Origin of the sequence: Kineococcus xinjiangensis (assembly GCF_002934625.1) — a bacterium.
GTDB lineage: Bacteria > Actinomycetota > Actinomycetes > Actinomycetales > Kineococcaceae > Kineococcus_A > Kineococcus_A xinjiangensis.
This window is the reverse complement of record NZ_PTJD01000002.1, coordinates 196,213-219,972: the sequence shown is the minus strand read 5'-3', so window position 1 is coordinate 219,972 and position 23,760 is coordinate 196,213. Positions and strand designations below refer to the sequence as shown.

Sequence of the window (23,760 nt, the reverse complement as noted above, 5' to 3'; positions counted from 1 at the left end):
CCCCCGGCCCGCCACGGGGGTCAGCCGACGCGCTCCGCCGGTGCCGCCCGTGCGGGTTCCACCGCCCGCGCCGGTCCGTCGGCGCGGACGACGAGGACGGCCAGGTCGTCGCGCGGCGCGGACGTGCTGAACTCCCGGACCTCCTCCTCGACGTGTCGCGCCAGCGCCTGGGCGCTGAGGTCCGCCCGCCCCCGCAGGAGGTCGAGGAGGGAGCCCTCGCCGAACTGCGTGCCGCCGTCGCGCCGCTCGGTGACGCCGTCGGTGTAGAAGACGAGGCTCTCGCCGCGCTGCAGCGCCAGGTGCGACTCCGACACGGCGACCGCGGGCATCACCCCGACCAGGTCGCCGGCCTGTCCCACGAGGGCGGCGCCCTGCTCGCCGAGGAGCGCGGGCAGCGGGTGGCCGGCGTTGCACAGCCGCACGCGCACGACGTCGCCGTCGACCTCGACGACGCCCGCGGCGGCGGTCAGGAACCGGCCGCGGTCCCCCATCTCGAGGAGCACGTCGTTGAGCCGCTGGAAGCACGCCGGCAGGCTGAACCCGTCCTGCATCGACCCGCGCAGCACCTGGCGGGCCAGGCCGGTGATCGCCGCCGCCTCGGGGCCCTTGCCGCACACGTCGCCGACGGTGAGGCCGTAGCCCCCGCCGGGCAGCGGGAACACGTCGTAGAAGTCGCCGCCGACCTGGCTCGTGCCGGCCGCGGCGTAGCGCGCACCGAAGGACAGCCCCACCGCCTGCGGCAGGGACGACGGCAGCAGCGACTCCTGCAGGGTGCGGGCGACCGCCGAGCTCTCCTCGTACAGGCGCGCGTTGTCGAGGGTCTGCGCGGCCCGGCGGGCCAGGTCGAGGAGCAGGGGGACGTCCGAGGTGGGCAGTGTGCGCTCGCCGACGACGACGAGCACACCCAGGGAACGCCGGCGCGCGACGAGCGGCACCGCCACGACGTGCGGGCCGAACTCCGCCAGCACCCCGGCCTGCGGCAGCTGCACGGCCCGGCCCGCCCTCCCGCGGGCGGCGAGGTCCACCACCAGCGCGTGGCCCTCCCTGCTCTCGAGCAGCTCGCGCAGTCGCGTCGAGCGCTCCTCGTCCCGGCAGGTGACCGCCTCCACCCGCGGTGCGCTCTCGGGCAGCGTCACCACGGCCGCGCCGGAGCCGAACCGGGGCACCAGCAGCTGCGTCGTGAGGGAGGCGGCGAGCCGCACGTCGAGGCTCTCGGCGAACAGCTCGCTCGCCTCCGCCAGCAGTGCGAGCGCCCCCCGGTCGCGCTGGCGCTGCTGCTCGCGCAGGTGGTCGACGATGAGCAGGGTGAGCCGGTCCGCCACGACGCGCGCCAGGGCACGGGCCTGCGGGGAGAGCACCCGGCCGGGGCGCAGGACGACGGCGCCGATCTGCCCGAGCCCGCCGACCAGGGGGAGGACCAGCAGCTCCCCGAGGTCCAGCACCCGCTGCGGGCCGCGTGGACCCGCGGGCACCGCGGTGACGTCCTCCTCGCGCAGCCCTTCGCCGCGCACGGCCACCTGCTCGGCCTCGCTGTCGGGGCCGAGCACCGCGAGCACCGCGGCGTGGTCGACGTGGAGCGCGTCGCAGAGGCGGTCCAGGAGCTCGCGCACGACCACCTCCAGGGGGAGGCGCTGCTCGAGGTCCGCGGGCAGGTCCACGACCCACGCCAGGTCCAGGTCCTCCACCGCGGGGGCGCCCACCGCCGGTGCCGGAGCCGGCTGCGAGGGCTCCGGCGTCGCGCCGGCCGGGGAGAACCGGCACCAGACGGCCTTGCCGTGCGAGCGGTGCGCCGTCCCCCACTCCGTCGCCAGGGCGTCGAGCAGCAGCACGCCGCGTCCGCTCTCCCGCTCGTCGTCGGGGGCGCGCAGCAGCGGCAGCACACCGGGCAGCCGGTCCGCGACCTCCAGCCAGAGCGCCTCCTGCTCGTCGCGCAGGCGCAGCTCGACCTCGGTCCCGGCGTGCAGCACGGCGTTGGTCACCAGCTCGGTGACCACGAGGAGGGCGTCGTCGAGCACCTGCTCGAGCGCGCTGCCGCCGACGGCCTCGCGCACGTGACGCCGCGCCATCGCGGCCGAGCGCACGTCGGGGGGCAGCCGCAGGCCGGGCAGGTCCCTCACCGCCGGCGCTCCTCGAGGCGCTCCCGCAGGGCGGCCAGCGGCGGCTGCAACCGGGCGGTGACGTCCGGCGGCGCGTCGGCGGTGGCGACCTCGACCCGTTCGAGCAGGGCCAGCATCTCCTCGGCGTCCCGCTGCGCCCGCCGTTGGAGGCGGTCGCGCTGGCGCTGCAGCGCGCGCCGCTGCTCGTGCAGCTCGATGAAGACGCCGACCTTCGCGCGCAGGACCCAGGGGTCGAACGGCTTGGCCAGGTAGTCCACGGCGCCCGCCGAGTAGCCGCGGAACGCCTGGTGCCCCCCCGCCTCCAGCGCGGTGAGGAAGATGATCGGGATGTCGCGCGTCTTCTCGCGCCGCTTGACGTGCTCCGCCGTCTCGAAGCCGTCCATCCCCGGCATCTGCACGTCGAGCAGGATCAGCGAGACCTCCTCGCCGAGCAGGTGCTTCAGGGCCTCCTCGCCGGAGCCGGCGCGCAGCAGCTGGTGGCCGAGGCCCTGCAGGATCGCCTCGAGGGCGAGCAGGTTCTCGGGCCGGTCGTCGACGAGGAGGATCTTGACCTGGCCGGTCGAGGCGGACTCAGACACCCGGACCCGCCGTCTGCTCGCGCCCGGTCCACGTGGCGATCAGGCTCAGCAGCCGGTCCAGGTCCACGGGCTTGGTGATGTAGTCCGACGCGCCCGCTGCCAGGCTCTTGTCGCGGTCGCCGGGCATCGCCTTGGCCGTCAGGAACAGCACCGGCAGGTCCGCGAACGCCGGCATGCTCCGCAGCACCCGCGTCGTCTCGTTGCCGTCCATGTCAGGCATCATGACGTCCATCAGCACGAGGTCGATCTCGGGGTGCTCCTGCAGCAGGGCGAGGCCGGACTTGCCGTTGTCGGCGTAGAGCACCCGCATCCCGTGCAGCTCCAGTGCGCTGGTCAGCGCGAACACGTTGCGCACGTCGTCGTCGACGACGAGGACCGTCAGGCCGGCGAGGCCCTCCAGGTCGTGGCTGGCGGGACGCGCCGTGATCAGCGGGGGAGCCGCCGGCGTCGCCTGCTCCGGCAGGGCCGGTCCGCCCGGGTTCTCGCCCTCGCCCGCGAAGGGGTACGTGGCGGGCACGTAGAGCGTGAACGTGGACCCGCGCCCGCTCTCGCTCTCGACGGTGATCGCGCCGCCGAGCAGCCGCGCGATCTCCCGGCTGATCGACAGGCCGAGACCCGTGCCGCCGTACTTGCGGCTGGTCGTGCCGTCCGCCTGCTGGAACGCCTCGAAGATGAGGCGCAGCTTCTCCGCGGGCACGCCGATGCCGGTGTCGGCGACCCGGAAGGCCAGGACCTGCTCGGCGTCGTTCAGGGAGGGGACGCTGAAGAGCACGCCGGGCGGGGGCGTGCCCACCGACAGCCGCACGCTGCCCCGCTCGGTGAACTTCAGAGCGTTCGAGAGCAGGTTCTTCAGCACCTGGTGCAGTCGCTGCTCGTCGGTGATGAGGGCCGCCGGCAGGCCCGGCTCCACCTCGACCACCAGGTCGAGGCCCTGCTGCTCGGCGAGGGGGCCGAAGGCGCTCTGCACGTGTTCGACGACCTCGCGCAGCACGACCGGGGCCGGATTCACGTCCATCTTCCCGGCCTCCACCTTGGACAGGTCGAGGATGTCGTTGATGAGCGCCAGCAGGTCGCTGCCGGAGCCGTGGATGGTGCGCGCGAACTCGATCTGCTTGTCGGTGAGGTTGCGCTGCGGGTTGTCGGCCAGCAGCTTCGCGAGGATCAGGAGGCTGTTGAGCGGGGTCCGCAGCTCGTGGCTCATGTTGGCGAGGAACTCGGACTTGTACTGCGAGGACAGCGCGAGCTGCTCCGCCTTCTCCTCCAGGCCGGTGCGGGCCAGCTCGATCTCCCGGTTCTTCGCCTCGAGGTCGCGCGACTGCTCCGTGAGCAGGCGCGCCTTGTCCTCCAGCTCGGCGTTGGTGCGCTGGAGCTCGACGGACTGCTCCCGCAGCTCCTGCGCCAGCCGCTGCGACTGGTCGAGCAGGGCCTCCGTGCGGGCGTTCGCGATGATCGTGTTGAGGACGACGCCGATCGTCTCGACGAGCTGCTCCAGGAAGGTGGCGTGGACGTCGTCGTAGCGCCGGAAGGACGCCAGCTCGATGACGCCGAGGACCTCCTCCTCGAACAGGACCGGCAGGACCACCAGCTCGGCGGGCACGCCCTCGCCCAGACCGCTGCGCACGCGCAGGTAGCCGGCGGGCACGTCGCGGACCCGCAGGGGCCGCTTGTCGAGCGCGGCCTGGCCGATGAGCCCCTCGCCGAGGGCGAAGGCGTCCTCGTCGCTGCGGCCGCTGCCGTAGCTGGCCGCCCGCCGCAACCGGGCCCGCCCGACCTCGTCGTGCTCGGCGAGGAAGAACGCGCCCTGCACCGCCTCCACGACCGGGGTGACCTCGCTCATGATGAGCTGGGTGACGGCGCTGAGGTCGCGCTGCCCCTGCAGCTGGCCGCCGATGCGGGCGAGGTTGCTCTTCAGCCAGTCCTGCTGGGCGTTCTTCTCGGTCGTCGCCCTGAGGTTGGCGATCATCTGGTTGATGTTGTCCTTGAGCTCGGCGACCTCGCCCTGCGCCTCGACCGTGATGCTGCGGGTCAGGTCGCCGCGCGTGACGGCCGTGGAGACCTCGGCGATCGCGCGCACCTGGGTGGTGAGGTTGCCGGCGAGCTGGTTGACGTTCTCCGTCAGGTGCCGCCACGTGCCGCTGACCCCGGCCACCTCGGCCTGACCCCCGAGCTTGCCCTCGGTGCCGACCTCGCGGGCCACCCGGGTCACCTCCGCGGCGAACGCCGACAGCTGGTCGACCATCGTGTTGACGGTGCTCTTCAGGTCGAGGATCTCGCCCTGCGCGTCGACGGTGATCTTCTGGCTGAGGTCGCCCTGGGCCACCGCCGTCGTCACGAGGGCGATGTTGCGGACCTGGCTGGTCAGGTTGGACGCCATGAAGTTGACGTTGTCGGTGAGGTCGCGCCAGGTGCCGGAGATGCCCTTGACCTGCGCCTGGCCGCCGAGGCGGCCCTCGGTGCCGACCTCGCGGGCGACGCGGGTGACCTCGTCGGCGAAGGAGGACAGCTGGTCGACCATCGTGTTGACGACGTTCTTCAGGTCGAGGATCTCGCCCTGGGCGTTGACCGTGATCTTCTGGCTGAGGTCGCCGCGGGCCACGGCGGTGGCGACCTGGGCGATGTTGCGGACCTGACCCGTCAGGTTCGCCGCCATGAAGTTGACGTTGTCGGTGAGGTCGCGCCAGGTGCCGGAGACGCCCTTGACCTGCGCCTGGCCGCCGAGGCGGCCCTCGGTGCCGACCTCGCGGGCGACGCGGGTGACCTCGTCGGCGAAGGAGGACAGCTGGTCGACCATCGTGTTGATGGTCTGCGCGAGGGCGGCGACCTCGCCCTTCGCGTCGACGGTGATCTTCTGGGAGAGGTCGCCCTTCGCGACCGCGGTCGTGACCTGGGCGATGTTGCGGACCTGGCTGGTCAGGTTGCCGGCCATGCCGTTGACGTTGTCGGTGAGGTCCTTCCAGGTGCCGGAGACGCCCTTGACCTGCGCCTGGCCGCCGAGCTTGCCCTCGGTGCCGACCTCGCGGGCCACGCGGGTGACCTCGTCGGCGAAGGAGGACAGCTGGTCGACCATCGTGTTGACGACGTCCTTGAGCTCGAGGATCTCGCCCCGCGCGTCGACGGTGATCTTCTGGGAGAGGTCGCCCTTCGCGACCGCGGTGGCCACCTGGGCGATGTTGCGGACCTGGCTGGTCAGGTTGCCGGCCATGCCGTTGACGTTGTCGGTGAGGTCCTTCCAGGTGCCGGAGACGCCCTTGACCTGCGCCTGGCCGCCGAGCTTGCCCTCGGTGCCGACCTCGCGGGCCACGCGGGTGACCTCGTCGGCGAAGGACGAGAGCTGGTCGACCATCGTGTTGATCGTCGACTTCAGCTCCAGCGTCTCGCCGCGGACGTCGACCGACACCTTCTGCGACAGGTCGCCCTGCGCCACGGCCGTGGTCACCTGCGCGATGTCGCGGACCTGGGCGGTCAGGTTGGCCGCCATGCCGTTGACGTTGTCGGTGAGGTCCTTCCAGGTGCCGGCCACGCCGGGGACGTCGGCCTGCCCGCCCAGCTTGCCCTCGGTGCCGACCTCGCGGGCGACCGTGGTCACCTGCTGGGCGAAGACCTGCAGGGTGTCGGTGAGGTCGTTGATCGTCTCTGCCAGCGCGGCGACCTCGCCCGCGGCGTCGACGGTGATCTTCTGCGTCAGGTCGCCCCGGGAGACGGCGGTGACGATCTGGGCGATGTTGCGGACCTGGCTGGTCAGGTTGCCGGCCATGGAGTTGACCGAGTCGGTGAGGTCCTTCCAGGTGCCGGCCACGCCGGGGACGTCGGCCTGCCCGCCCAGCTTGCCCTCGGTGCCGACCTCGCGGGCGACGCGGGTGACCTCGTCGGCGAAGGACGAGAGCTGGTCGACCATCGTGTTGATCGTCCCCGCCAGCGCGGCGACCTCGCCCTTCGCGTCGACGGTGATCTTCTGGCTCAGGTCGCCCCGGGCCACCGCCGTCGCGACCTGGGCGATCCCGCGGACCTGGTTCGTGAGGTTCACCGCCATGGAGTTCACCGAGTCGGTGAGGTCGCGCCAGGTGCCGCTGACGTCGCGCACCTGCGCCTGCCCGCCGAGGCGGCCCTCGGTGCCGACCTCGCGGGCCACGCGGGTGACCTCGTCGGCGAAGGACGAGAGCTGGTCGACCATCGTGTTGACGGTGGACTTCAGCTCCAGGATCTCCCCGCGGGCGTCGACGGTGATCTTCTGGCTCAGGTCGCCCCGGGCCACCGCCGTCGTCACCTGGGCGATGTTGCGGACCTGGCTGGTGAGGTTGCCGGCCATCGAGTTCACCGACTCGGTCAGGTCGCGCCAGACGCCCGACACGCCGCGGACCTGCGCCTGCCCGCCCAGCTTGCCCTCGGTGCCGACCTCGCGGGCGACGCGGGTGACCTCGTCGGCGAAGGAGGAGAGCTGGTCGACCATCGTGTTGACCGTGGCGCCGATGCGCAGGAACTCGCCCTTGACCGGCTGCCCGGCGATCTCGAGCGCCATGTGCTGGCTGAGGTCGCCCTCCGCGACGGCGGCGATGACGCGGGCAACCTCCGTCGTCGGCCGCACCAGGTCGTCGATGAGGCTGTTCACCGCGGCGGACGCCGTGCTCCAGTCACCCTCGACCCCGACCTCGTCGAGCCGCTCGGTCATCCGCCCCTCCCGGCCGATGACGCGGCTCGCCCGGACCAGCTCGCGGGTCCGCCGCTCGTGCAGCCCCGCCAGCTCGTTGACTCGGTCCGCGATGAGGCCGGCCGCGCCGGACCTCGGCTCCAAGCGGACGCTGAAGTCGCCGGCGCACAGGGCGGCGAGCGCTCCTGCGATGTCGGCCAGGTCGCGGTCCACCGCAGCGTCGGTGCTGGGCGGGGCGTCGAGGGTCATGCTGGCTCCAGCCACTCGGTCCAGGGTCGGAACCAGTGTGGGGCAATCCGGGCCCGCACTCCCTGCCCGGCGCCGTTCTCCGTCTGCTCCGTGCGGGTGGCGCCGGGCGGCGCCCCAGCTCGGGAGGGCTCGGGAGGGGGCGGGTCGTGGGCGCTCGTGCTCGGCGGAGGGCCGGTGAGGCACCGCCGATGACCGGGGGAGCGGCCTCCGCGCATCGCGTGAGGGGCCCCGCGGCCCTGTGGGCAGCCGCCGCGGCTCCCGGGCGTCAGCGGGCACACTGCTGGGGGAACCGGCTGCGACAGCTCACGGGATGGGGACAGCGCGTGGACGACCTCGAGGACGACGTCTACCTCGTCGGAGCACTGGGCCCGCCCCAGGTCATCGACGGAGCCGACCCCGACCGTCGCTACTGCGTCGTGCAGCAGGGCAGCACGGTGCGCGGCCACAGCGAGGAGAAGTACGAGATCCTCGACCGGCTGCGCCACGGCATCCTCGTGCGCGAGCTGCTGCCGCTGCTGGGTCCCGACGGCCAGCGGCAGCTGGCGGAGCTGGTCCGTGAGCGCCTCGTCGTCGTCGACCCACTGCGCCGCCCCGAGCTCCTCGACGAGCTGCTCCTGGTGTCGGTGCTGGAGGACCTGGGTCCCTACGAGGGCTCGGAGCTGATCCACACCGTGCGCTTCGGCGACGGCACCGAGGCCCGCATCAGCGTGCACACCCTCGCGATGATCGAGGAGTGCGACGCCGGGCGCACCCTCGGGCAGGCCGTCGCCCTGGCCGAGGAGCACGGGACGGACCGCGACCTGCTCATCGCCATGCTGGACAGCGACCTCGGCCACCTCTTCGCCCAGCGCGTCGCCATGTTCGACTGGCTCGAGGAGCAGGGGTGAGTGCGCCTGGCGCCAGTGCCGCGGGCAGGTCGTGGTCCGACGACCTCGTCCGTGACACCCGGCGGTTGGGACTCCCCACCGCCGTGGGGCTGGCCCAGGACGCCGTCCTGGCCGACCGGAGCACCCGCACGCGGTCGCGGAAGGTCGCCCTGGGCGTCGGGGCCCTCAAGATCGGCCTCGGTGTGAGCCGGCTGGTGACGCTGGACGTCGGCACCGGCTTGCGGCAGATCAGCAGCGGCGGACGGCAGATCCTCGAGGCCGCCGGGGCACTGAAGAACGAGACCGCGGAGCGCGAAGCCCGGTTGAACATGACGCGCACCCAGGTCGAAGCAGCCGCTGCGCGATGGCCCCGGGAGATCGACAACATCTTGATCGGCATGCGCCACCAGCGGGAGCTCTACTTCACGCAGAACCCGTCGAAGAACCCGTCGCCGTCGCCGGTGGCCACCGGCCGGCAGTTGACCTGGCAGATCTACAAGGTCTTCCGCGGCAAGGGGGCCGCCACGGAGGCCTACCGGGAGGCGCGCGCCCACCTGGAGCAGCTGCGGGCGAGCGAGGCAGCCCCGCAGGCGCTCGCCGCCCACGTCACGCGGGCGCGGCCGACGCAGGAGGTCGCCACGGCGCACGTCGTCCGCACTGCGCTGCTGAGCCGGCCTCCCCGGGGCGTCACCCCCGGACTGCCCGTTGCCACCCGAGACCCCCGGAGCCATCTCGTGCGCGGCCGGAGCGCCGACCAGCCACGACGTCCGGGCCGGGAGCGCTGAGGGCCGGAGACGGCTATCGGTGCACCGGCCGAGGCCCGGCGTCGACGCCCGCCGGGCGCGATCACGCCCGGCGGATCGTGCGCGGTCTGCGTGAGGCCCCTGAGGGCGGCATGCGAAAGGCCCAGGTCCAGCGATCATGCCGCTGACCTGGGCCTTCGTCTCTGAGCGGGTGACGGGAATCGAACCCGCACTATCAGCTTGGGAACTGAACAACCCCAGTGCTCACCACAGGGCATCCGTGCTCAGACGGGTGGTCGTGAGCGGCCTGGAGTGGCCCCTCGTGGTCTCCCCGTGTGGCCCGTGTGTGGCCCGTGGCCGCGGCATCGGACGCTGCAACACCCGGGTTGTTCCAGCGTCGTATCCATGGAGCGGGGACAGCGGGGACAGCGGGGACAGCCTCAAGGGCTGACATGCCGATTCAGCGTGGCAGCCATCGCGGTGCGGCAGTTCTTCCGCACGTCTTACTAGGGTGAGCCGTACAAGAGACCGTGTGCGACCGTCCTCGTTAGGCGGCGATTGTCGAGCGCCGATCCGCAACCGTTGGTCTCATGTAGTGCCACGTTGGTCGTCTGAGATCAAGAAAAGGCAGTGGCACGGAGGTGACCAGTCCACGCAGATGCTTCCAGACGCAGACCCGACCGGTTGGCACATCGACCAACCTCGCCGCGGCCACGAGGATGCAGTCGCGCTCCGAGGCACGCATGCACCATGCTGGGCCAGTGGCCGACCCCACCGAAGTTACTCGCCTTGAAGAGGAGGCTGAGACACAGTGGCTAACAAGGCTGGTTGCTGCGCCCGATGCATGGCGTACACGCGGAGCCACCGCTGGCGGACTTTTAGGAGCGGCAACGGCAGCAACGCTTGCTATTGCGCTAAATAGTCCATCCCTCGAGGATAACGTTCTATTGCGGTCCGCCGTTGCGGCCGCACTGCTGTTCTTTACGTTGGCCGTCGTTCTCTTTCTGGTGGCCAGCGTTTATCCAAGCCCGAAAGCGCCCTCAGAGACTACCAATTTCGCGGAGGAAGTTAAGACATACTGCGAGAATGAAGCGCGCCCGATACGAGGATTTGTGACGGTTGGCGCAGTCTCTGCCGTATTGGCGGTGGCGGCCACTCTCGTGGCCGCCACCATTGCGTTTTGGAAACCTTCAGACGAGTGGAAACAGATCCGGGTGTTAGGTGGGGCCGACAGGCAGGAACTGGTCGACGCATGCCCCGCCCTAAAGGATGTGGTCACAGCGCAGGTGGAAGGCGGAGTTGGCGAGCCATTCGTGCTTAAGGTGCGCCGCGGCGTCTGCGGTGAGGCCGAGACGTCATTTAGGCTTGATGATCCAGATGTTTCAATAATGATCACTGCGGTTCCATGATTATTATTGTGACCCAGTTCTCGGGTCATCCTATACATCATCAGTGGGAGCGAGCGTACTTAGGCGCTCGCGATGATGTAGAACAGTCCAGGGATGTCAGGGTTCTTGACATTCGACAAGTGCGGGAAGTGGGTGCCCAGCCGACGAGTCTGGCGATTCATGCATTGCTCACCCAAGACGTCTGGACGGGCCATGCTCAATCGTCGATCTTGGCCTCGCGGGAGCGGCAGTCCACTGATCCGACGCTGTCAATCGGCATCGCGGCATTGGGCAATGACGCTGAATTAGCTGGCCAGCGAGTATATGAGTGGATGGGTCCACCTGCGCCTGAAGCCTCATTTTGGATATTTTGCGGTCCAGTAAGTGGCCATGGGCTCCGTGAGCGGATTGTGGAGTGGCTGCTTTTGGTGATCGATCGGCAGGCTGGACGTCAGGCTTTACCTTATAGAGGCGTGAGCGCAGACAGTGGATCGCCCGAGCTGGCTAATGAGGGTAATCCGGCGAGTCGCCCCGTTCGCCCATTTTGGAGGATTCCGTGACATCGATGCGATGGCTACTTGCCGTCTTGAATCCGCACAGCGTTGCTCCGGATGCTGCCTACTACGACGCTATTTACACGGACGCGCCCGCCGTATTGGCGGGCATGTTGGTTGGGGAACGCCTCAATGAAGAGGACATAGCCGCGAAATTCAGCGAGCACTCGGACATCTTGATCGAACTCCGGCGCATGCTAGGCCCAGCTTCCAATGCCAGCGCCATAGATCGCTTTGAGCGCCTGGTGTATGAGTTCGATGCTGGCGATAGCCGACTTGCTGCTTCTGTTCTTGTCGCAGCAGTTTGTCTCTCCGATAGGGATGAGCAGCACCGTGCGCTTATGCTGCTCGATCATGCGATTTCAGTGCTTTCGCGATCAGATGATTTCACCGCGCGCCTGTCGCGCACCGCTCTTCTTTTTCAGCGCGCGTTCCGCCTTTGGGAGATGAATGAGGACTGGGTCAATGGTTTCACGGAGGGACTCAGTGCTCTGGATCGACTGAGCGATGACGCGCGCAGTATGGAGTGGGAGTCATTCCCTGTGCAATCTGAGTCAGTCATAGATTTGCTCGATGCTCTCCGTTGGTCCGGCGAAATCTCCCTTCGCATGAGGGATGACATTGCCTTCTCTGACCATCCCCAGACGCAGATGCCAGTTCCCACACTGACCGAGCATGCAACGAAACTTGCCACTCGAGGCTATGCATCGTTTGTGGATGAGCTCTTTCGCAATACAGCTGCGCCGCAGACCGGCGTGAGCTGGAGACGTGATCCAATTGATACGCCTTTTTGGGAAGCGCTCTGGCACTTTGAATTGCTAGGCAATATCCGCCTGGCGTGCCTATATCGCGAGCGTTTGGCGAAGTTGCGTCTCCTGCGAGGGCAAGGGGCCGCGGTTGGGGGCGTCTATTATGACGTCATCCGGCTTTTGCGACATGCCGAGAGAATGAAGGAACTGGACCAGGCGCTTCGGTACGTTCGTGAGAATGGTCCCTTGGCGGAGCTTGCCGAGAATGCGAGAAGGGTTATTTCGCGAGGTCGGCACTTCCGGCGACATGGCGACGCTGATCTGTCAGTGTTGCGTGCAGGTGCGAGCCTCCTTGATGTCGAATCCGCGGCGGAGGGATATGAGCAAGTAGTTGCTAGCCTTCAGCTGACTCCGAAGGACAGGCGAACCTTTACACATAGGAGTGTGCGGCTTGAGCGCCTCTGGAGCGCGGCGGTCGGGCTCGCCCTCACATCCAACCGGCTTGACCACTTCCTAAGTGACTTTCTTGCGCACGTTTCGGGGTTGCCCCAGAGTGATGAGCTACTTGATCGCTCCTATGCCCGAATCGTCCATGGGTTGGACTGGGATGGAGTGCCAACCGGCATTCAGTCCACCTGGCGTGATTGGTCTCAAGGTCAGGGTGTTACCTGGCCTCAGTTGAGCAGCGCAGTTTCGGTGGCGCTCGGTGGTTTTGAGGTGACATCCGCTGCAGGTGAGCTAACGGTGGGTTCGATTGCGCAAGAGGTCAACGATGCTATGGCCGGGCGCTTGCCTACATGGTCACCCAGCGAGGTCTCTGCGAGACGGAACCTAATAAGTGATCGCCTGGCTGCAATCCGACAAGATGCGGCGAATCGCTCCTATGCCGTAGGAAGCTTCGACCCATGCGATATAGCGGTCGGGTTGGCAATCTATTGCGATGTGAGCGAATTATGGTCGCCGATCACCTCATTCCTGTCGGATCCCTTGGTTGCCCGACAAGACAAAGGGGCAGCGCTCAATCGACTCTCTCGCGCAGCGGGTAGCATCCCGCAAGAAGTGCTCGATGCGCTCAGGGAGAATTACGACATCGTCCTGTCTGGCGGATTCTCGGGCCCATTCAGAGCACAAGTGAATCCATTCCCGGAAGCGGTTCGGGCGGCGGCCGTCTTGGGCTTGCGATCGCTAGATGAGTCACTCACGGATGTTTCACGTCTGTTAAGTGGATCTTCACCTCTCGCTCGAATTGAAGGAGCGCGCACGCTCGCTACGATGGCGCGGTTTTTGCAGCCAATCCCTGATTGGGTCCCTGCCCTCGCGTTGCAAATGACGAGGGATACTTCCGGGCAGGTGAAGGGTTATGCGAGTAGTGCCCTCGCTTCGATGCTTGCTGAGCGTGGGCCGCTTCATGTCAGCTTGAAGCTTCGCCTTCTCGAAATGATGGGTGAGGACGGGATGGCATCTCCCTTGCTGACATTAGGTGGGATGCAAGGGGTTGATGCTTTGCCTGGAGATGTCTATGAGCGCATCGAATCCATTGCTGCCCGACATCTGGCGCGCGAAGTGCGTAGCGCTGCCGAGGCGGTTCTTAAGTCCTGTGTGCCGCTTCCCGCCGAGGGGTGAGTTTGTATTCTCGTCGCTAGGTGCCCACAAGCGCATCCTGGGGCTGAGGATGTATGTACGGCCGGCACGTTGAGACGTGCCTATTGGGGTTCATGGCATGGCGGCAAGAAGCCCTTCAGGTTGCGGCCACTGATGATTCTTCAACGTCGTGGAAGCGGTCGTTAGGCTTGAGGTGCGGCTACGGCCAGGTCATGAAGTTGGCCGAGGTATATCTGTGTGGCAGCTTCATTCTCATGCTGTTCACGGAGTGCGGAAGTCAACTCTCGGCTAACCATAAGTAGGGAAGGTAGGGACTGCCGTTGAGAGGTCAGCGCCTGCCTTCCATAAGCCAAGGCGCCGTCGAGGTCGCCTGAGTGGACGGCGGTTACGCCTAGAGTGATGCGAGCTTCGGCGATGCGCATGGGCGATCGCTCCGTACCGTCGAAGTCAGTGCCTGCCCGTATGACTTCATGTGCGAGGGCTTCGGCCAAGGCGTCCTCGCCGAGCGTGCGGTAACAGTCCATGGCGTAGAAGTCGAACTTCGACGGGTCCACGACGAAGTGGTGATCGAGGTTGTCGGGGTGGTCCTGGCCTTCCAGTAGCTTGCGGCCGCGGTCAAGGGCAACCTCGGTCTGGCGCCGGTCGCCGATGCGTGCCCAGGCTTTGGCCTCCTGGGCGGCGAGCTGCACCGCGACGCTGCGGTGCGGGGCGATGTCCGTGCCGGTGCGGGCGGCGACGATGACGCCGCGGTAGTCCCCGCGGGTGAGGCAGGACCACGCGCGCATCTCGTGCGCCCAGCCGAGCACGTCGGCGTTCTCGGCCTCCGAGCCCAAGGAGAGGGCGGCCTGGCGAGTGGCCTCGAAGGATCGCCGATCGCCCAGGTCGTTCTCGACGCAGCCGACCAGCAGGGCCAGCCAGCCAGCCAGGTTGATGACCTCCCGGTGCTGCGACAGCGTCAGTCGCTGGGAGCGGAGGTTGGCCAGTCGTTGCAGCCACTCGCGTCCTTCGCTCAGGAGCTGCTCGCCGGGCAAGTAGGCGTACTCCGAGCAGAGTCGGTCGACGGTGATGCGCAGCGCTTCGAGCGTCGGGGCGTCGAGGTCAGAGGAGTGCAGTCGCTGGATGATCTCCAGGGTCTCCATGCCGCTGACGGCGGAGACCTCTGCGGCGCCGTCCCGATGGCCCGGCTCAGGAAACAGGGCCCGGGTGACGGTGCCGAGAGCGGCGGCGATGAGGGACTGGTAGTAGGCGCTCGGCGTGTGCTCGCCCGCCTCCCAGCGCTTCCACTGCCGCACGAGGTGGGGCTGGCTGGGCAGCGGCTTGGGCGCATGAGCGCGCAGGGCCTTCACGACATCGCTCTGCGACCAACCGCGGGCGTTGCGCTCCGCAGTGAGTCGCTGCGCCCATGCTGGGCGGTCGTCAGACACTCCGTGGCCTCCTCGCTCGCCTGCAGGTCGATGCCCAGCATGCGCGCTGCCGCTGGTGACAACCAAGGGGTGACAAGCAGCTGTCCGCGGACTGTCACCCCTCTGTCCCCACTAGATCACTGTTGGCGGACCGTCACTGTGGGCAACCGTTGAGTCATGCGCACCCGTCGTTTCCCTCTCGGCCAGCAGGCGCTCGATCGCGACCACTCGCGCGGCCAGGCGATCGACCTCCTCGCGCAGCGTCGCCAGTGCTGGGTCGTGCCCAGGGGCGGCCGTGCTGCGCTGGCCGGCGTCCTCGGCCACGAAGCTTCCGCGGTTGGGTGTCGTGACGGTCATGCCCTCCTCCCGCAGGAGACGAAGGGCATTCTGGACGGTCATCGGCGCGACGCCGAAGCGCTCCGCCAGGCTGCGGATCGCCGGAAGTCGCTGACCTGGGCGCAGCAGTCCGGCCGCGATGTCAGCACGAAGGGCATCGGCGACTTGCACGTAAGGCGGCCGAGGATCGTCCGCAGACAAGCTCATGCGCCGAGGGTAGCCATCAGGGCGCTCTAGCACGAGCTAGCGCATCTGTTGCATCAAGCTGATGTGCTAGGGCACACTGACACATGCCAGAACACCGCGCGGGGACGGCGCCCTACCGCCAAGCCAGTCGCCGTCCCCCGCCCCAGTGAAGGGACCCCCATCGTCATGCAATCCAACCGCATCCACACGCCCGATCGCCGGATCGAGCGAAGGACCGAGGAGCCGACCGCCAGCGACCTGCGGGCGATCGAGGCTGAGTGGCCGCTGATCGCGGCCGAGGTAGAGCTGGTCAACGCCGAGGTGGCCGCCCTGTCGGCGCCTTCGGCGATGAGTGAGCTGGCGCGGCGGCGGGTGCGCCGCGCCGAGGGCCGCGTGGTGGAGGAGGCCCGCACCTGGGCCGCCTGCCAGCAGCGACCCCGTCACACCCGTCGCCAGGCGCCGGAGGTGGCGGCATGAGCCTCGCCATCTTCGGTCTGTTCCTGCTCGGCGCGCTGGTCGCCGTCTGCTGGAAGGACACCCGTGCCACCTTCGTCGCCGTCGTGGCAGTCATGCTCGGACTGACCGTCGCGGGCTCCGACGGCGCCCTGGCCGGAGTGTCGCAGTCGCTCGTCAGTGGGGTGCGCGCTGCCCTGGACGGACTCGGCGGCAGTCTGTTCGGGGCGTGAACGCCATGACCACGATCCCAGCGACGAGCAGCGACGCGACCATGGCGTCTGCGGTGGTGGTGTGCCTGGTCTGCCGCTTGGCGGGCCGCGCAGGAAGCGGCGCGGAAGCGGCCTTCCTGGCCGCAATCCACGACGGGCTGCACCACGCTGCCCGGCCTACCGCCACGCCTGCCCCGCTCGCCGGGGATGGCGCGGCGCTGGGGGGTGCGGCATGACTTTCCAGCGCATCGAGACCCGAAGGCCATTCGGTGCGGTCGCCGCTCCCGAGGTCGAGGCAGCGGGGTGGGTGTCGTACCGGTGGGGGAGTGCCCCGGCCGGGTACGCCACCCGCCGTCAGTTGCGGATGGCCGGGCTGTGCCCGGGGGGCAAGCCGCCGCGTGCAGAAGTGCGCTGGGGGCGGCGCCTGGAGCGGGTGGCCTACCTCTACCGCCTGGCCGACGCCCAGCCCAAGCGGGTACCCAGCGCCGCGCAGCTCACAGCACTGGGCAAGGCGATGGCCGCACGTCGTACCTGCACCGCTTGCGGGCGGGATGCGGGCTACTGCGTGCCCACGTCCACGCGCGTGTGCGTGAACTGCATGTTCTCCGACAGTGGCAGCGCCGCTGTGACCTCGACGCGGAGGGAGGAGGCGGCATGAACCAGCACCACGACAAGAGTGCGCCGGGCGAGGAGAACAGGTGGCTCGTGGATCTACGCAAGAACGACGGCCCGGTCCGAGGCCTGGTGCGCGGTGAGGTGGTGGACCTGGGGGCGGCCCGCGCCCGCCGTCATCCCGACGACGATCTGCGTGACGCTGGGGCGGCGCCGAGTGACGTGGTCGAAGGTGTCGTCCTCGACGCCGATGCCGCGGTGCGGCGGGCAACGGTGGTGGACGTGCAGACGCGGCGGGAGGTGGTGCCCTCGTGGTGGTTCGACCGCGAGGCGGTGACTGGCCTGGTCCGCGAGCGAGTCGACGCGGCATGGCGGACCACTGCGTTCCACGCGCTTCGCCTGCCGCTGTACTGGCTGCGGCTGGCGCAGCGATCCCCGCGCGGGACGTGGCGCATCACGCGGGCGCTGTTCTGGTGGGCCAGTGACGGCAACGGCCGGCACGTCCGCCGCGCCATCGCGCTGGGGCAGGTCATGGGCTCGGCGGAGGCCACCGCGTTCCACCGGGTGAGCGAGCAGCACCGAGACCGGGTGCGCTGGCGCGTCGTGCTGCTGGGCGCCGCGGTCCTCGCCGCGGTGGTGGTCGCCTACGTCCTCGCTACGTCGCTGGCGGCGTGGGTGCTGCTGCTGGTGGTGGGTACCGCGCTTGCGGGGATCGGTGCGCTCGGTCGCCAGGCGGATGAGCGGATCACCGGTTCCGCGGTCTCGGCGTCGTCGGTGCCGAGGTTCACGTCCGAGCTGATCCTGACCGCGCTTGGCTCGCTGGGGGTGGCGGAGCTGAACAAGCACCTGCGCACCGGGGACGGGGTGCGCTTCGTCGCCCCGATCCACCGCGACGGGCCGGGCTGGCGCGCCGACTGCGACCTCCCGCCGGGCGTGACCGCGGGCGACGTGATCGAGCGCCGGGACCGGTTGGCATCGGGGCTGCGCCGGCCGCTGGGGTGTGTGTGGCCGGAGCCGGACTCCGAGCAGCACGCCGGACGCCTGGTCCTGTGGGTCGGTGACAGGGCTCTGTCCGCGGGCAAGCCGGTGGCGTGGTCGCTGGCCAAGACGGGCAAGGTGTCGCTGTTCTCCCCGTTCCCGGTCGGGGTGGACCAGCGGGGCCGCCCGGCGACGCTGACGCTGATGTACGCCTCGATGGTCATCGGCGCCACGCCTCGCATGGGCAAGACGTTCACCCTGCGCCTGCTGCTCCTCGCTGCCGCACTGGACCCGCTGGCCGAGCTGCACGTCTACGACCTCAAAGGCTCCGGGGACCTCTCCGCCCTGGAAGCCGTGGCCCATCGCTACCGGGCAGGGGATGAGGACGAGGACCTGGCCTACCTGATGGCGGACCTGCGGGCGCTGGTGAAGGACATGCGCCGCCGCTACACGGTGGTCCGCACCCTGCCCCGCACTGAGTGCCCCGAGAACAAGGTCACCCCCGACCTGGCCGCGAGGAAGGAGCTGGGCCTGCACCCGGTGGTGTTCGGGCTGGATGAGTGCCAGTTCCTCTTCGAGCACCCCGTCCACGGCAAGGACGCCGAGACCCTGGTGACCGACCTGGTCAAGCGCGGTCCCGCCGTCGGGATCGTCGTCCTGGTCGCCACCCAGCGCCCCGACGCCAAGTCCCTCCCGACCGGGATCAGCGCCAACGCCACCCTGCGGTTCTGCCTGCGGGTCATGGGCCAGACCGAGAACGACATGGTGCTGGGCACCTCGATGTACAAGGCCGGCATCAGGGCCACCACCTTCACCCGCTCCGACCTCGGCATCGGCTACCTCATCGGCGACGGCGCCGAGCCCGCCATCGTCAAGACCGCCTACCTCGACGCCCCCACCGCCGCCACCATCACCGCCCGCGCCCGCACCGCACGCCTCGCCGCCGGGCGCCTCACCGGCCACGCCGCAGGCCTCGACCCCGACACCGACGACACCGCCCCCGTGCCCACCGTCCTCGACGACCTCGCCGAGGTGATGGCGAACACCGCCGATCGGGAGTGGTCGGAGACGCTGGTGGAGCGCCTGGCCGAGCACCGCCCAGACGTCTACGCCGGATGGAGCGCGGCCGACCTGGGCGGAGCCGTCGCGCCCTTCGGCGTGGAGACGGTACAGATCGGCCGGCGCGACGGCGGAAAGGTCGTCAACCGGCGCGGCATCACCCGTCAGCAGATTCACAACGCACTCACTGAGCGTGACCAACGACGCAGTAGTTGACCATTTCTTGGGAAAGCTCGCGGGGCCGCTAACGCAAGGCCACTCGTCGCTAACGTTAGCGGCCCCGCTAACGCCCCCATGCCCGTCTTGAGCTGCCCGTTAGCGCGTTAGCGCCCCATTCGAGGGCATGAGCGAAACCGCAGGTCAAGTCGCCTTCTCGGGCTCCCGCTCGGCCCGCTAACCCAACGCCCTCGGGCATTCCCATGCCCGCGTGCGACTACTCCAAGTAACGAACTAGATGTGGAGGAACCCCCGTGTTCCAGCCCTCGACCGCACCGCTCGACCGACCGGCCGCGCCTGCGACCGATGTTCTGGCTGCTGCCCTCAACTACGCCGCCGCCGGATGGGCAGTGTTCCCGCTGCGCCCCGGAGACAAGCGCCCTGCCTTCCCCGACCACGCCGCCGACCGCTGCGGCGGCACCGACCTTCGCTGCGCCCGCGCCGGGCGCCACATGACATGGGAGGAGCGCGCCACCACCGATCCTGACCGCATCCGCGCCGCCTGGACCGGGCGCCGCTTCGGCATCGGCATCGCCTGCGGACCCTCCGGTCTCCTCGTCCTTGACCTCGACGTGCCCAAGCCGGACGAGGAAGCTCCCGGCTGCTGGGCTGACCGCAACGTGCGCGACGGCGCTGGAGTCCTCGCCGCACTGTGCGCCGAGCAGGGACGCGGCTTGCCGCGGACGTGGACGGCACGCACTGCCCGCGGCGGCTGGCACGTCTACTACCGCCAGCCCGAGGACGTGACTCTGCCGAACACGGGGCCGGGCAGCCCCAACCGACTGGGGTGGCTGATCGACACCCGCGGACGCGGCGGCTACGTCGTCGCGGCCCCCACCCGCACGACGAGCGGCGCGTACCGAGTCGTGCGGGCCGAGCCGCCCGCGCCACTACCGGAGTGGCTCACCGAGCGGCTGCGCCCGGCCCCCCTGCCGCCGAAGGAGCCCGTCAGGGTGCGGCTCGGCGCAGGAGGCGACGCCCGCCGCCGTGCCTACCTGCAAGCCGCCATCGACGGGGCCGTGCGGTTGGTGCTGACCTCCGGTCCCCACGCGCACAACGTCGCCCTGTTCGGCGCGGCGGTGCAGCTCGGGCAGCTCGTCGCCGGGGGCGAACTCGACGCGGACACCGTCCGCGCCGTCCTGCTGACGGCCGGGCAGCAGGTTGGGCAGTCCGAGACGGAGGCGCGCAAGACCATCGCCTCCGGTCTGCACCGCGGGCAGGACCGGCCCCGCACCTTCCAGAGCACCGACAGCAACGAGCGGAGCGCGGCATGAACAACGGGCTGGAACACCCCGCCGGGCAGCTTTCGCGAGGACAGCACGACCGGCAGCAAGCCGAACCAGACGGTCCTCGGCTGCGCCCGGTCCGTGACGGTGAGCCCGCCCCCGCCTGGACACCGCGACTGTGGGACGCCGATGCCCTCATGGCTACGGAGTTCCCCGAACCGAAGTGGGCCGTGCCCGGTGTCCTGTGCGAGGGCGTGTCGCTGCTGGTGGGTGCGCCGAAGGTCGGCAAGTCGTGGCTCTCCCTGGGGCTCGGCCTCGACGTCGCCCGCGGTGGGGCGGCGTTCGGGCGCATCGGGGTACAGCCGGGACCGGTGCTCTACCTCGCGCTGGAGGACACCCCCCGCCGGTTGCAGTCCCGCATGGGCAAGCTCCTCAACGGGGTCTCTGCGCCCGGCGGGCTCCAGATCGCCACCGACTGGCCGCCCCTGCCGGCCGGAGGGGATGCCGCGATAGCTGCGTGGCTCAGGGCGCACCCTGACGCCCGGATGGTCGTCCTCGACGTGTTCGCCAAGATGCGCGGGCCGTCGCCGCAGGGCATGAGCGCCTACGACGCCGACTACGCCGCGGTGGGTCGGGCCAAGCGCGTTGCGGATCACTTCGGCATCGCCGTCGTCCTCGTGCATCACGTCCGCAAGGCCGGGTCCGAGGACTTCCTGCAGGAGGTCTCCGGCACCAACGGCATCGCCGGGGCCGCCGACGCCACGCTCGTCCTCAAGCGGGCGCGCGGCCAGCACGACGGCGTCCTGCACGTCACCGGCCGCGACGTCGAGGAAAGCGAGCACGCCCTGGCCTTCGACCCGGCGACCGGGCACTGGCGGATGCTCGACCGGCCCGCCGACGAGCACGCCCTGGGCGACACCCGCGCCGCGATCCTGCGCCACCTGCGCACTACCGGAGCGGCCAAGCCCGCCGCTATCGCCACCGCGCTCGACGTGAGCCGCGACAACGCCAAGCGCACCTGTGCCCGCATGGCCGAGGACGGCCAGCTCGCCGTCGACCACACCGGCACCTACAGCGCTCCCGGCGACTGGCACCAGAGCACTGTCCCCGCTGTCCCCCTTGTCCCCGCAGTCCCTGAACAGGAGAACCGGTGAAGCCCGCCACCACGCCCGTGACCGTTGCTGCGCCCTTCGGTGAACTGCTCACGATCGAGGAGGCCGCAGCCCGCATCGGGATGAGCCCGCGCTATATCCGGCGACTGATCGCCGAACGGCGCATCGTCTTCTACCGACTCGGCCGGGCAGTGCGCCTTGACCCGGCCGACCTCGCCGCCCATGTCGCAGCCGGACGGGTGGAGCCGATGAGCGGGACCGGAGTCGGCGCCACGATCGGGAGGGCCGCCTGATGGTCAACCGCCCCGGCAGGCGTCGCTTCGGCAGCATCCGCAAGCGCGAGTCCGGTCGCTGGCAGGTTCGATACCGCGGTCCGGACGGTGTCATGCGCAGCGCCCCGCAGACCTTCGCCCGCAAGGAGGAGGCGCAGCGCTGGCTCACCCTCGCCGAGGCCGAGCTGATGCAGCAGGACTGGATCGACCCGCAGCGCGGCCAGGTTCTTGTCAAGGACTACGCGCAGCAGTGGATCGCCCAGCGCCCCGGCCTGCGACCGCGCACCGTCGCCCTCTACGAGTGGATTCTCGGCAAGCACATCACCCCCTACGTGGGGACGGTGCCGGTCGCGCGGCTGACCACGCCGATGGTCCGGCGCTGGCGCGCCCAGCTCCTCACTGACGGCGTCTCCGTCAACGGCGCGGCCAAGGCCTACCGGCTGCTGCGGGCCGTCCTCATGACCGCGGTCAAGGAAGACGAGATGATCCGCAAGAACCCCTGCCGCATCCCGGGCGCAGATCAAGAGCGGGCCGAGGAGCGGCCAGTGCTCACCGTGCCCCAGGTCTTTGCCCTGGCCGACGCGGTGCCCGAGCGCTTCGCCGCCCTCATCCTCGTGACGACCTTCGGCTGCCTGCGCTGGGGCGAGGCGGTCGCCCTGCGACGGCGCGACCTCGACGCCGACCTGGGCGTGGTGCGAGTGCGGGAGGCCTTCACCGAGCAGCGAGGCAAGGGCATGGTCCTCGGCCCGCCTAAGTCCCGCGCGGGCGTGCGCACCGTCGCCCTGCCGGCCGCGGTCCTGCCGAGGCTGCGCCATCACCTCGACACCTACGTGGGCGCGGAGCTGGAAGCCTTCGTCTTCACCACCCAGTCGGGCAGCACCATTCGGCGCGGCGGCTTCAACAAGCTCACCCGCTGGCAGCCCACCGTCGCCGCTATCGGAGCGCCCGGCCTGCACTTCCACGACCTGCGGCACACCGGCAACACCTTCGCCGCCCGCGCAGGCACGAGCCTGCGCGACCTCATGGCCCGCATGGGCCACGACAACCCCCGCGCGGCGCTGATCTACCAGCACGCCAGCACCGAGGCGGACCAGGCGATCGCGGCGGCCGTGAACGTTCTAGTGCTGCAGTTCCCCGGCGCTGTTGGAGGTATGGCGGCCGGAAGTCCGTACAGCATGATTGCTGAAGGTGACGTGTCGTAGTCGCGCTAGGCCGCCGGATGGATGCTGGCGGATTGCGGCCCGCCGGGGGTTGCCAGTATCCGTCTGGATCCGTAGAGTCTGTCTTGCAGGCAAGCCGGCACCCCGCCGGCTGGTCCCTCACCGGAGGTATGACATGACTACGACGTTCAGCTCTGAGCCGTGGCGCGAGCACATCGACCGCAACCCCCGCGGGGTGATCGAGGTCAGTGGGCACTCCTGGCGTGATCTCTCCCTGGGTAGCAGGGCGCGGGCGGCCCTGTTCCTCGCCACCGAGGTGGGTGAGGGGGGCGTGTTCACCGGCCTGGCCCTGCGCTACGCGATTCCCGACGTCACCGAGATCGACCGCCGTGCCCGCGAGCTCAGGCCCCTGCACGCCTGGAAGACCGCGTCCTACAAGACGGACCGCACCCTGCGCCCGGAGCAGCACCGTCTGGAGGTCATCGGAGACCACCTGTGGCTCCCCGGCATCCGCGCCCGCAGGCCCAGTGGCATCTCTCGTGTCCAGGTCCGCCGGGTCGTCGAGCGCGACGGGTACTGCAAGGTCTGCGGGGCAGTGGCCGGGATGAAGGACCCCTTCCCGCCCTATGGCTCGGTCGTGCTCACCGCCGGGCACAAGGAGCCGGCGATGCTGGCACAGGAGGGCTCCCGCCTGCACGACGACGACCTGCAGGCGGAGTGCGCCGGCTGCAACGAGCAGGCCCAGCAGTACACCGGCACCCCGGAGGACCTGCCCCGGCTGGCGCAGGACACCCGCCGCCTCAACCGCGCTGACCGCCAGCAGCTCAAGCGCTGGGTGCAGGCCGGCAAGCGGGACTTCACCCTGGCCGACACCCTCTACGCCCGCATCCACCGCCTCACCGCACCGGAGCGGGCAGCCTTCCTCGCTGAGATGCGCCGCATCTACGGTGCCGCCGACGGCTGGGCTGCCTGACCACCTGAGGCAGGTGAGCCCGGTCATGACCGGGCTCACCTGCCTCGCCGATCGCTGCGCCAGGAAGCGGC

18 protein-coding genes are annotated in these 23,760 nt (G+C 69.6%); 13 read left to right on the top strand and 5 right to left on the bottom strand.

Features of this window, described 5'->3' with window-relative positions; genetic code table 11:
• Positions 1 to 20: 20 nt before the first annotated feature.
• Genes CLV92_RS03890 through CLV92_RS03880 form a run of 3 tightly spaced genes read right to left on the bottom strand, consistent with a single transcriptional unit; the run spans position 21 to position 7,589 of the window.
• On the bottom strand, positions 21 to 2,117 hold the full coding sequence (locus CLV92_RS03890; protein ID WP_104431483.1) for a SpoIIE family protein phosphatase: 2,097 nt from the start codon (positions 2,115 to 2,117) through the stop codon (positions 21 to 23).
• Positions 2,114 to 2,695 carry a response regulator gene (locus CLV92_RS03885; RefSeq protein ID WP_104431482.1) on the bottom strand — a complete coding sequence of 194 codons (582 nt, stop codon included), beginning with the start codon at positions 2,693 to 2,695 and terminating at the stop codon, positions 2,114 to 2,116. Before CLV92_RS03885 ends, CLV92_RS03890 begins: the two co-directional genes overlap by 4 nt.
• A complete protein-coding gene (locus CLV92_RS03880; RefSeq protein ID WP_104431481.1) occupies positions 2,688 to 7,589 on the bottom strand; it encodes a HAMP domain-containing protein in 4,902 nt (1,633 codons plus the stop codon). Before CLV92_RS03880 ends, CLV92_RS03885 begins: the two co-directional genes overlap by 8 nt.
• Before the next feature lie 323 nt (positions 7,590 to 7,912).
• On the opposite strand from CLV92_RS03880, the gene CLV92_RS03875 reads away from it, so the two are divergent.
• The 4 genes from CLV92_RS03875 (at position 7,913) to CLV92_RS20855 (ending at position 13,512) form a co-directional block, all read left to right on the top strand.
• Entirely contained in the window at positions 7,913 to 8,476 is a 564-nt protein-coding gene (locus CLV92_RS03875) for a hypothetical protein (RefSeq protein WP_104431480.1), read from the top strand.
• Positions 8,473 to 9,240 carry a hypothetical protein gene (locus CLV92_RS03870; protein ID WP_104431479.1) on the top strand — a complete coding sequence of 256 codons (768 nt, stop codon included), beginning with the start codon at positions 8,473 to 8,475 and terminating at the stop codon, positions 9,238 to 9,240. The genes CLV92_RS03875 and CLV92_RS03870 overlap by 4 nt, the downstream gene beginning before the upstream one ends.
• Before the next feature lie 719 nt (positions 9,241 to 9,959).
• Complete coding sequence (locus CLV92_RS20860) at positions 9,960 to 10,607, top strand: hypothetical protein (protein WP_146099406.1); 648 nt, start codon at positions 9,960 to 9,962, stop codon at positions 10,605 to 10,607.
• A gap of 535 nt (positions 10,608 to 11,142) precedes the next feature.
• The gene (locus CLV92_RS20855) at positions 11,143 to 13,512 is read left to right on the top strand and encodes a hypothetical protein (RefSeq protein ID WP_146099405.1); all 2,370 of its coding nucleotides are present in this window, start codon (positions 11,143 to 11,145) and stop codon (positions 13,510 to 13,512) included.
• 161 nt (positions 13,513 to 13,673) lie between these two features.
• Here CLV92_RS20855 and CLV92_RS03860 read toward each other — a convergent pair whose 3' ends face one another.
• Together CLV92_RS03860 and CLV92_RS03855 are read right to left on the bottom strand one after the other, a co-directional pair.
• Complete coding sequence (locus tag CLV92_RS03860; RefSeq protein WP_104431477.1) at positions 13,674 to 14,915, bottom strand: helix-turn-helix domain-containing protein; 1,242 nt, start codon at positions 14,913 to 14,915, stop codon at positions 13,674 to 13,676.
• A gap of 111 nt (positions 14,916 to 15,026) precedes the next feature.
• A complete protein-coding gene (locus CLV92_RS03855; RefSeq protein WP_104431476.1) occupies positions 15,027 to 15,437 on the bottom strand; it encodes a GntR family transcriptional regulator in 411 nt (136 codons plus the stop codon).
• 165 nt (positions 15,438 to 15,602) lie between these two features.
• On the opposite strand from CLV92_RS03855, the gene CLV92_RS03850 reads away from it, so the two are divergent.
• The 9 genes from CLV92_RS03850 (at position 15,603) to CLV92_RS03805 (ending at position 23,689) form a co-directional block, all read left to right on the top strand.
• On the top strand, positions 15,603 to 15,893 hold the full coding sequence (locus CLV92_RS03850) for a DUF6284 family protein (RefSeq protein WP_104431475.1): 291 nt from the start codon (positions 15,603 to 15,605) through the stop codon (positions 15,891 to 15,893).
• A complete protein-coding gene (locus CLV92_RS03845; protein WP_104431474.1) occupies positions 15,890 to 16,102 on the top strand; it encodes a hypothetical protein in 213 nt (70 codons plus the stop codon). The genes CLV92_RS03850 and CLV92_RS03845 overlap by 4 nt, the downstream gene beginning before the upstream one ends.
• Before the next feature lie 211 nt (positions 16,103 to 16,313).
• Positions 16,314 to 16,739 carry an RRQRL motif-containing zinc-binding protein gene (locus CLV92_RS03835; RefSeq protein WP_211290843.1) on the top strand — a complete coding sequence of 142 codons (426 nt, stop codon included), beginning with the start codon at positions 16,314 to 16,316 and terminating at the stop codon, positions 16,737 to 16,739.
• A complete protein-coding gene (locus CLV92_RS03830) occupies positions 16,736 to 18,946 on the top strand; it encodes an FtsK/SpoIIIE domain-containing protein (RefSeq protein ID WP_104431472.1) in 2,211 nt (736 codons plus the stop codon). The genes CLV92_RS03835 and CLV92_RS03830 overlap by 4 nt, the downstream gene beginning before the upstream one ends.
• 254 nt (positions 18,947 to 19,200) lie before the next feature.
• On the top strand, positions 19,201 to 20,220 hold the full coding sequence (locus CLV92_RS03825; protein ID WP_104431471.1) for a bifunctional DNA primase/polymerase: 1,020 nt from the start codon (positions 19,201 to 19,203) through the stop codon (positions 20,218 to 20,220).
• Positions 20,217 to 21,326 carry an AAA family ATPase gene (locus CLV92_RS03820; RefSeq protein ID WP_104431470.1) on the top strand — a complete coding sequence of 370 codons (1,110 nt, stop codon included), beginning with the start codon at positions 20,217 to 20,219 and terminating at the stop codon, positions 21,324 to 21,326. The genes CLV92_RS03825 and CLV92_RS03820 overlap by 4 nt, the downstream gene beginning before the upstream one ends.
• On the top strand, positions 21,323 to 21,577 hold the full coding sequence (locus CLV92_RS03815) for a helix-turn-helix domain-containing protein (protein ID WP_211290841.1): 255 nt from the start codon (positions 21,323 to 21,325) through the stop codon (positions 21,575 to 21,577). Before CLV92_RS03820 ends, CLV92_RS03815 begins: the two co-directional genes overlap by 4 nt.
• Positions 21,577 to 22,758: a tyrosine-type recombinase/integrase gene (locus CLV92_RS03810; RefSeq protein WP_104431469.1), complete on the top strand. Its 1,182-nt coding sequence runs from the start codon at positions 21,577 to 21,579 to the stop codon at positions 22,756 to 22,758. Before CLV92_RS03815 ends, CLV92_RS03810 begins: the two co-directional genes overlap by 1 nt.
• 133 nt (positions 22,759 to 22,891) lie before the next feature.
• Complete coding sequence (locus CLV92_RS03805) at positions 22,892 to 23,689, top strand: hypothetical protein (protein ID WP_104431468.1); 798 nt, start codon at positions 22,892 to 22,894, stop codon at positions 23,687 to 23,689.
• The last annotated feature ends 71 nt before the right edge of the window (positions 23,690 to 23,760 follow it).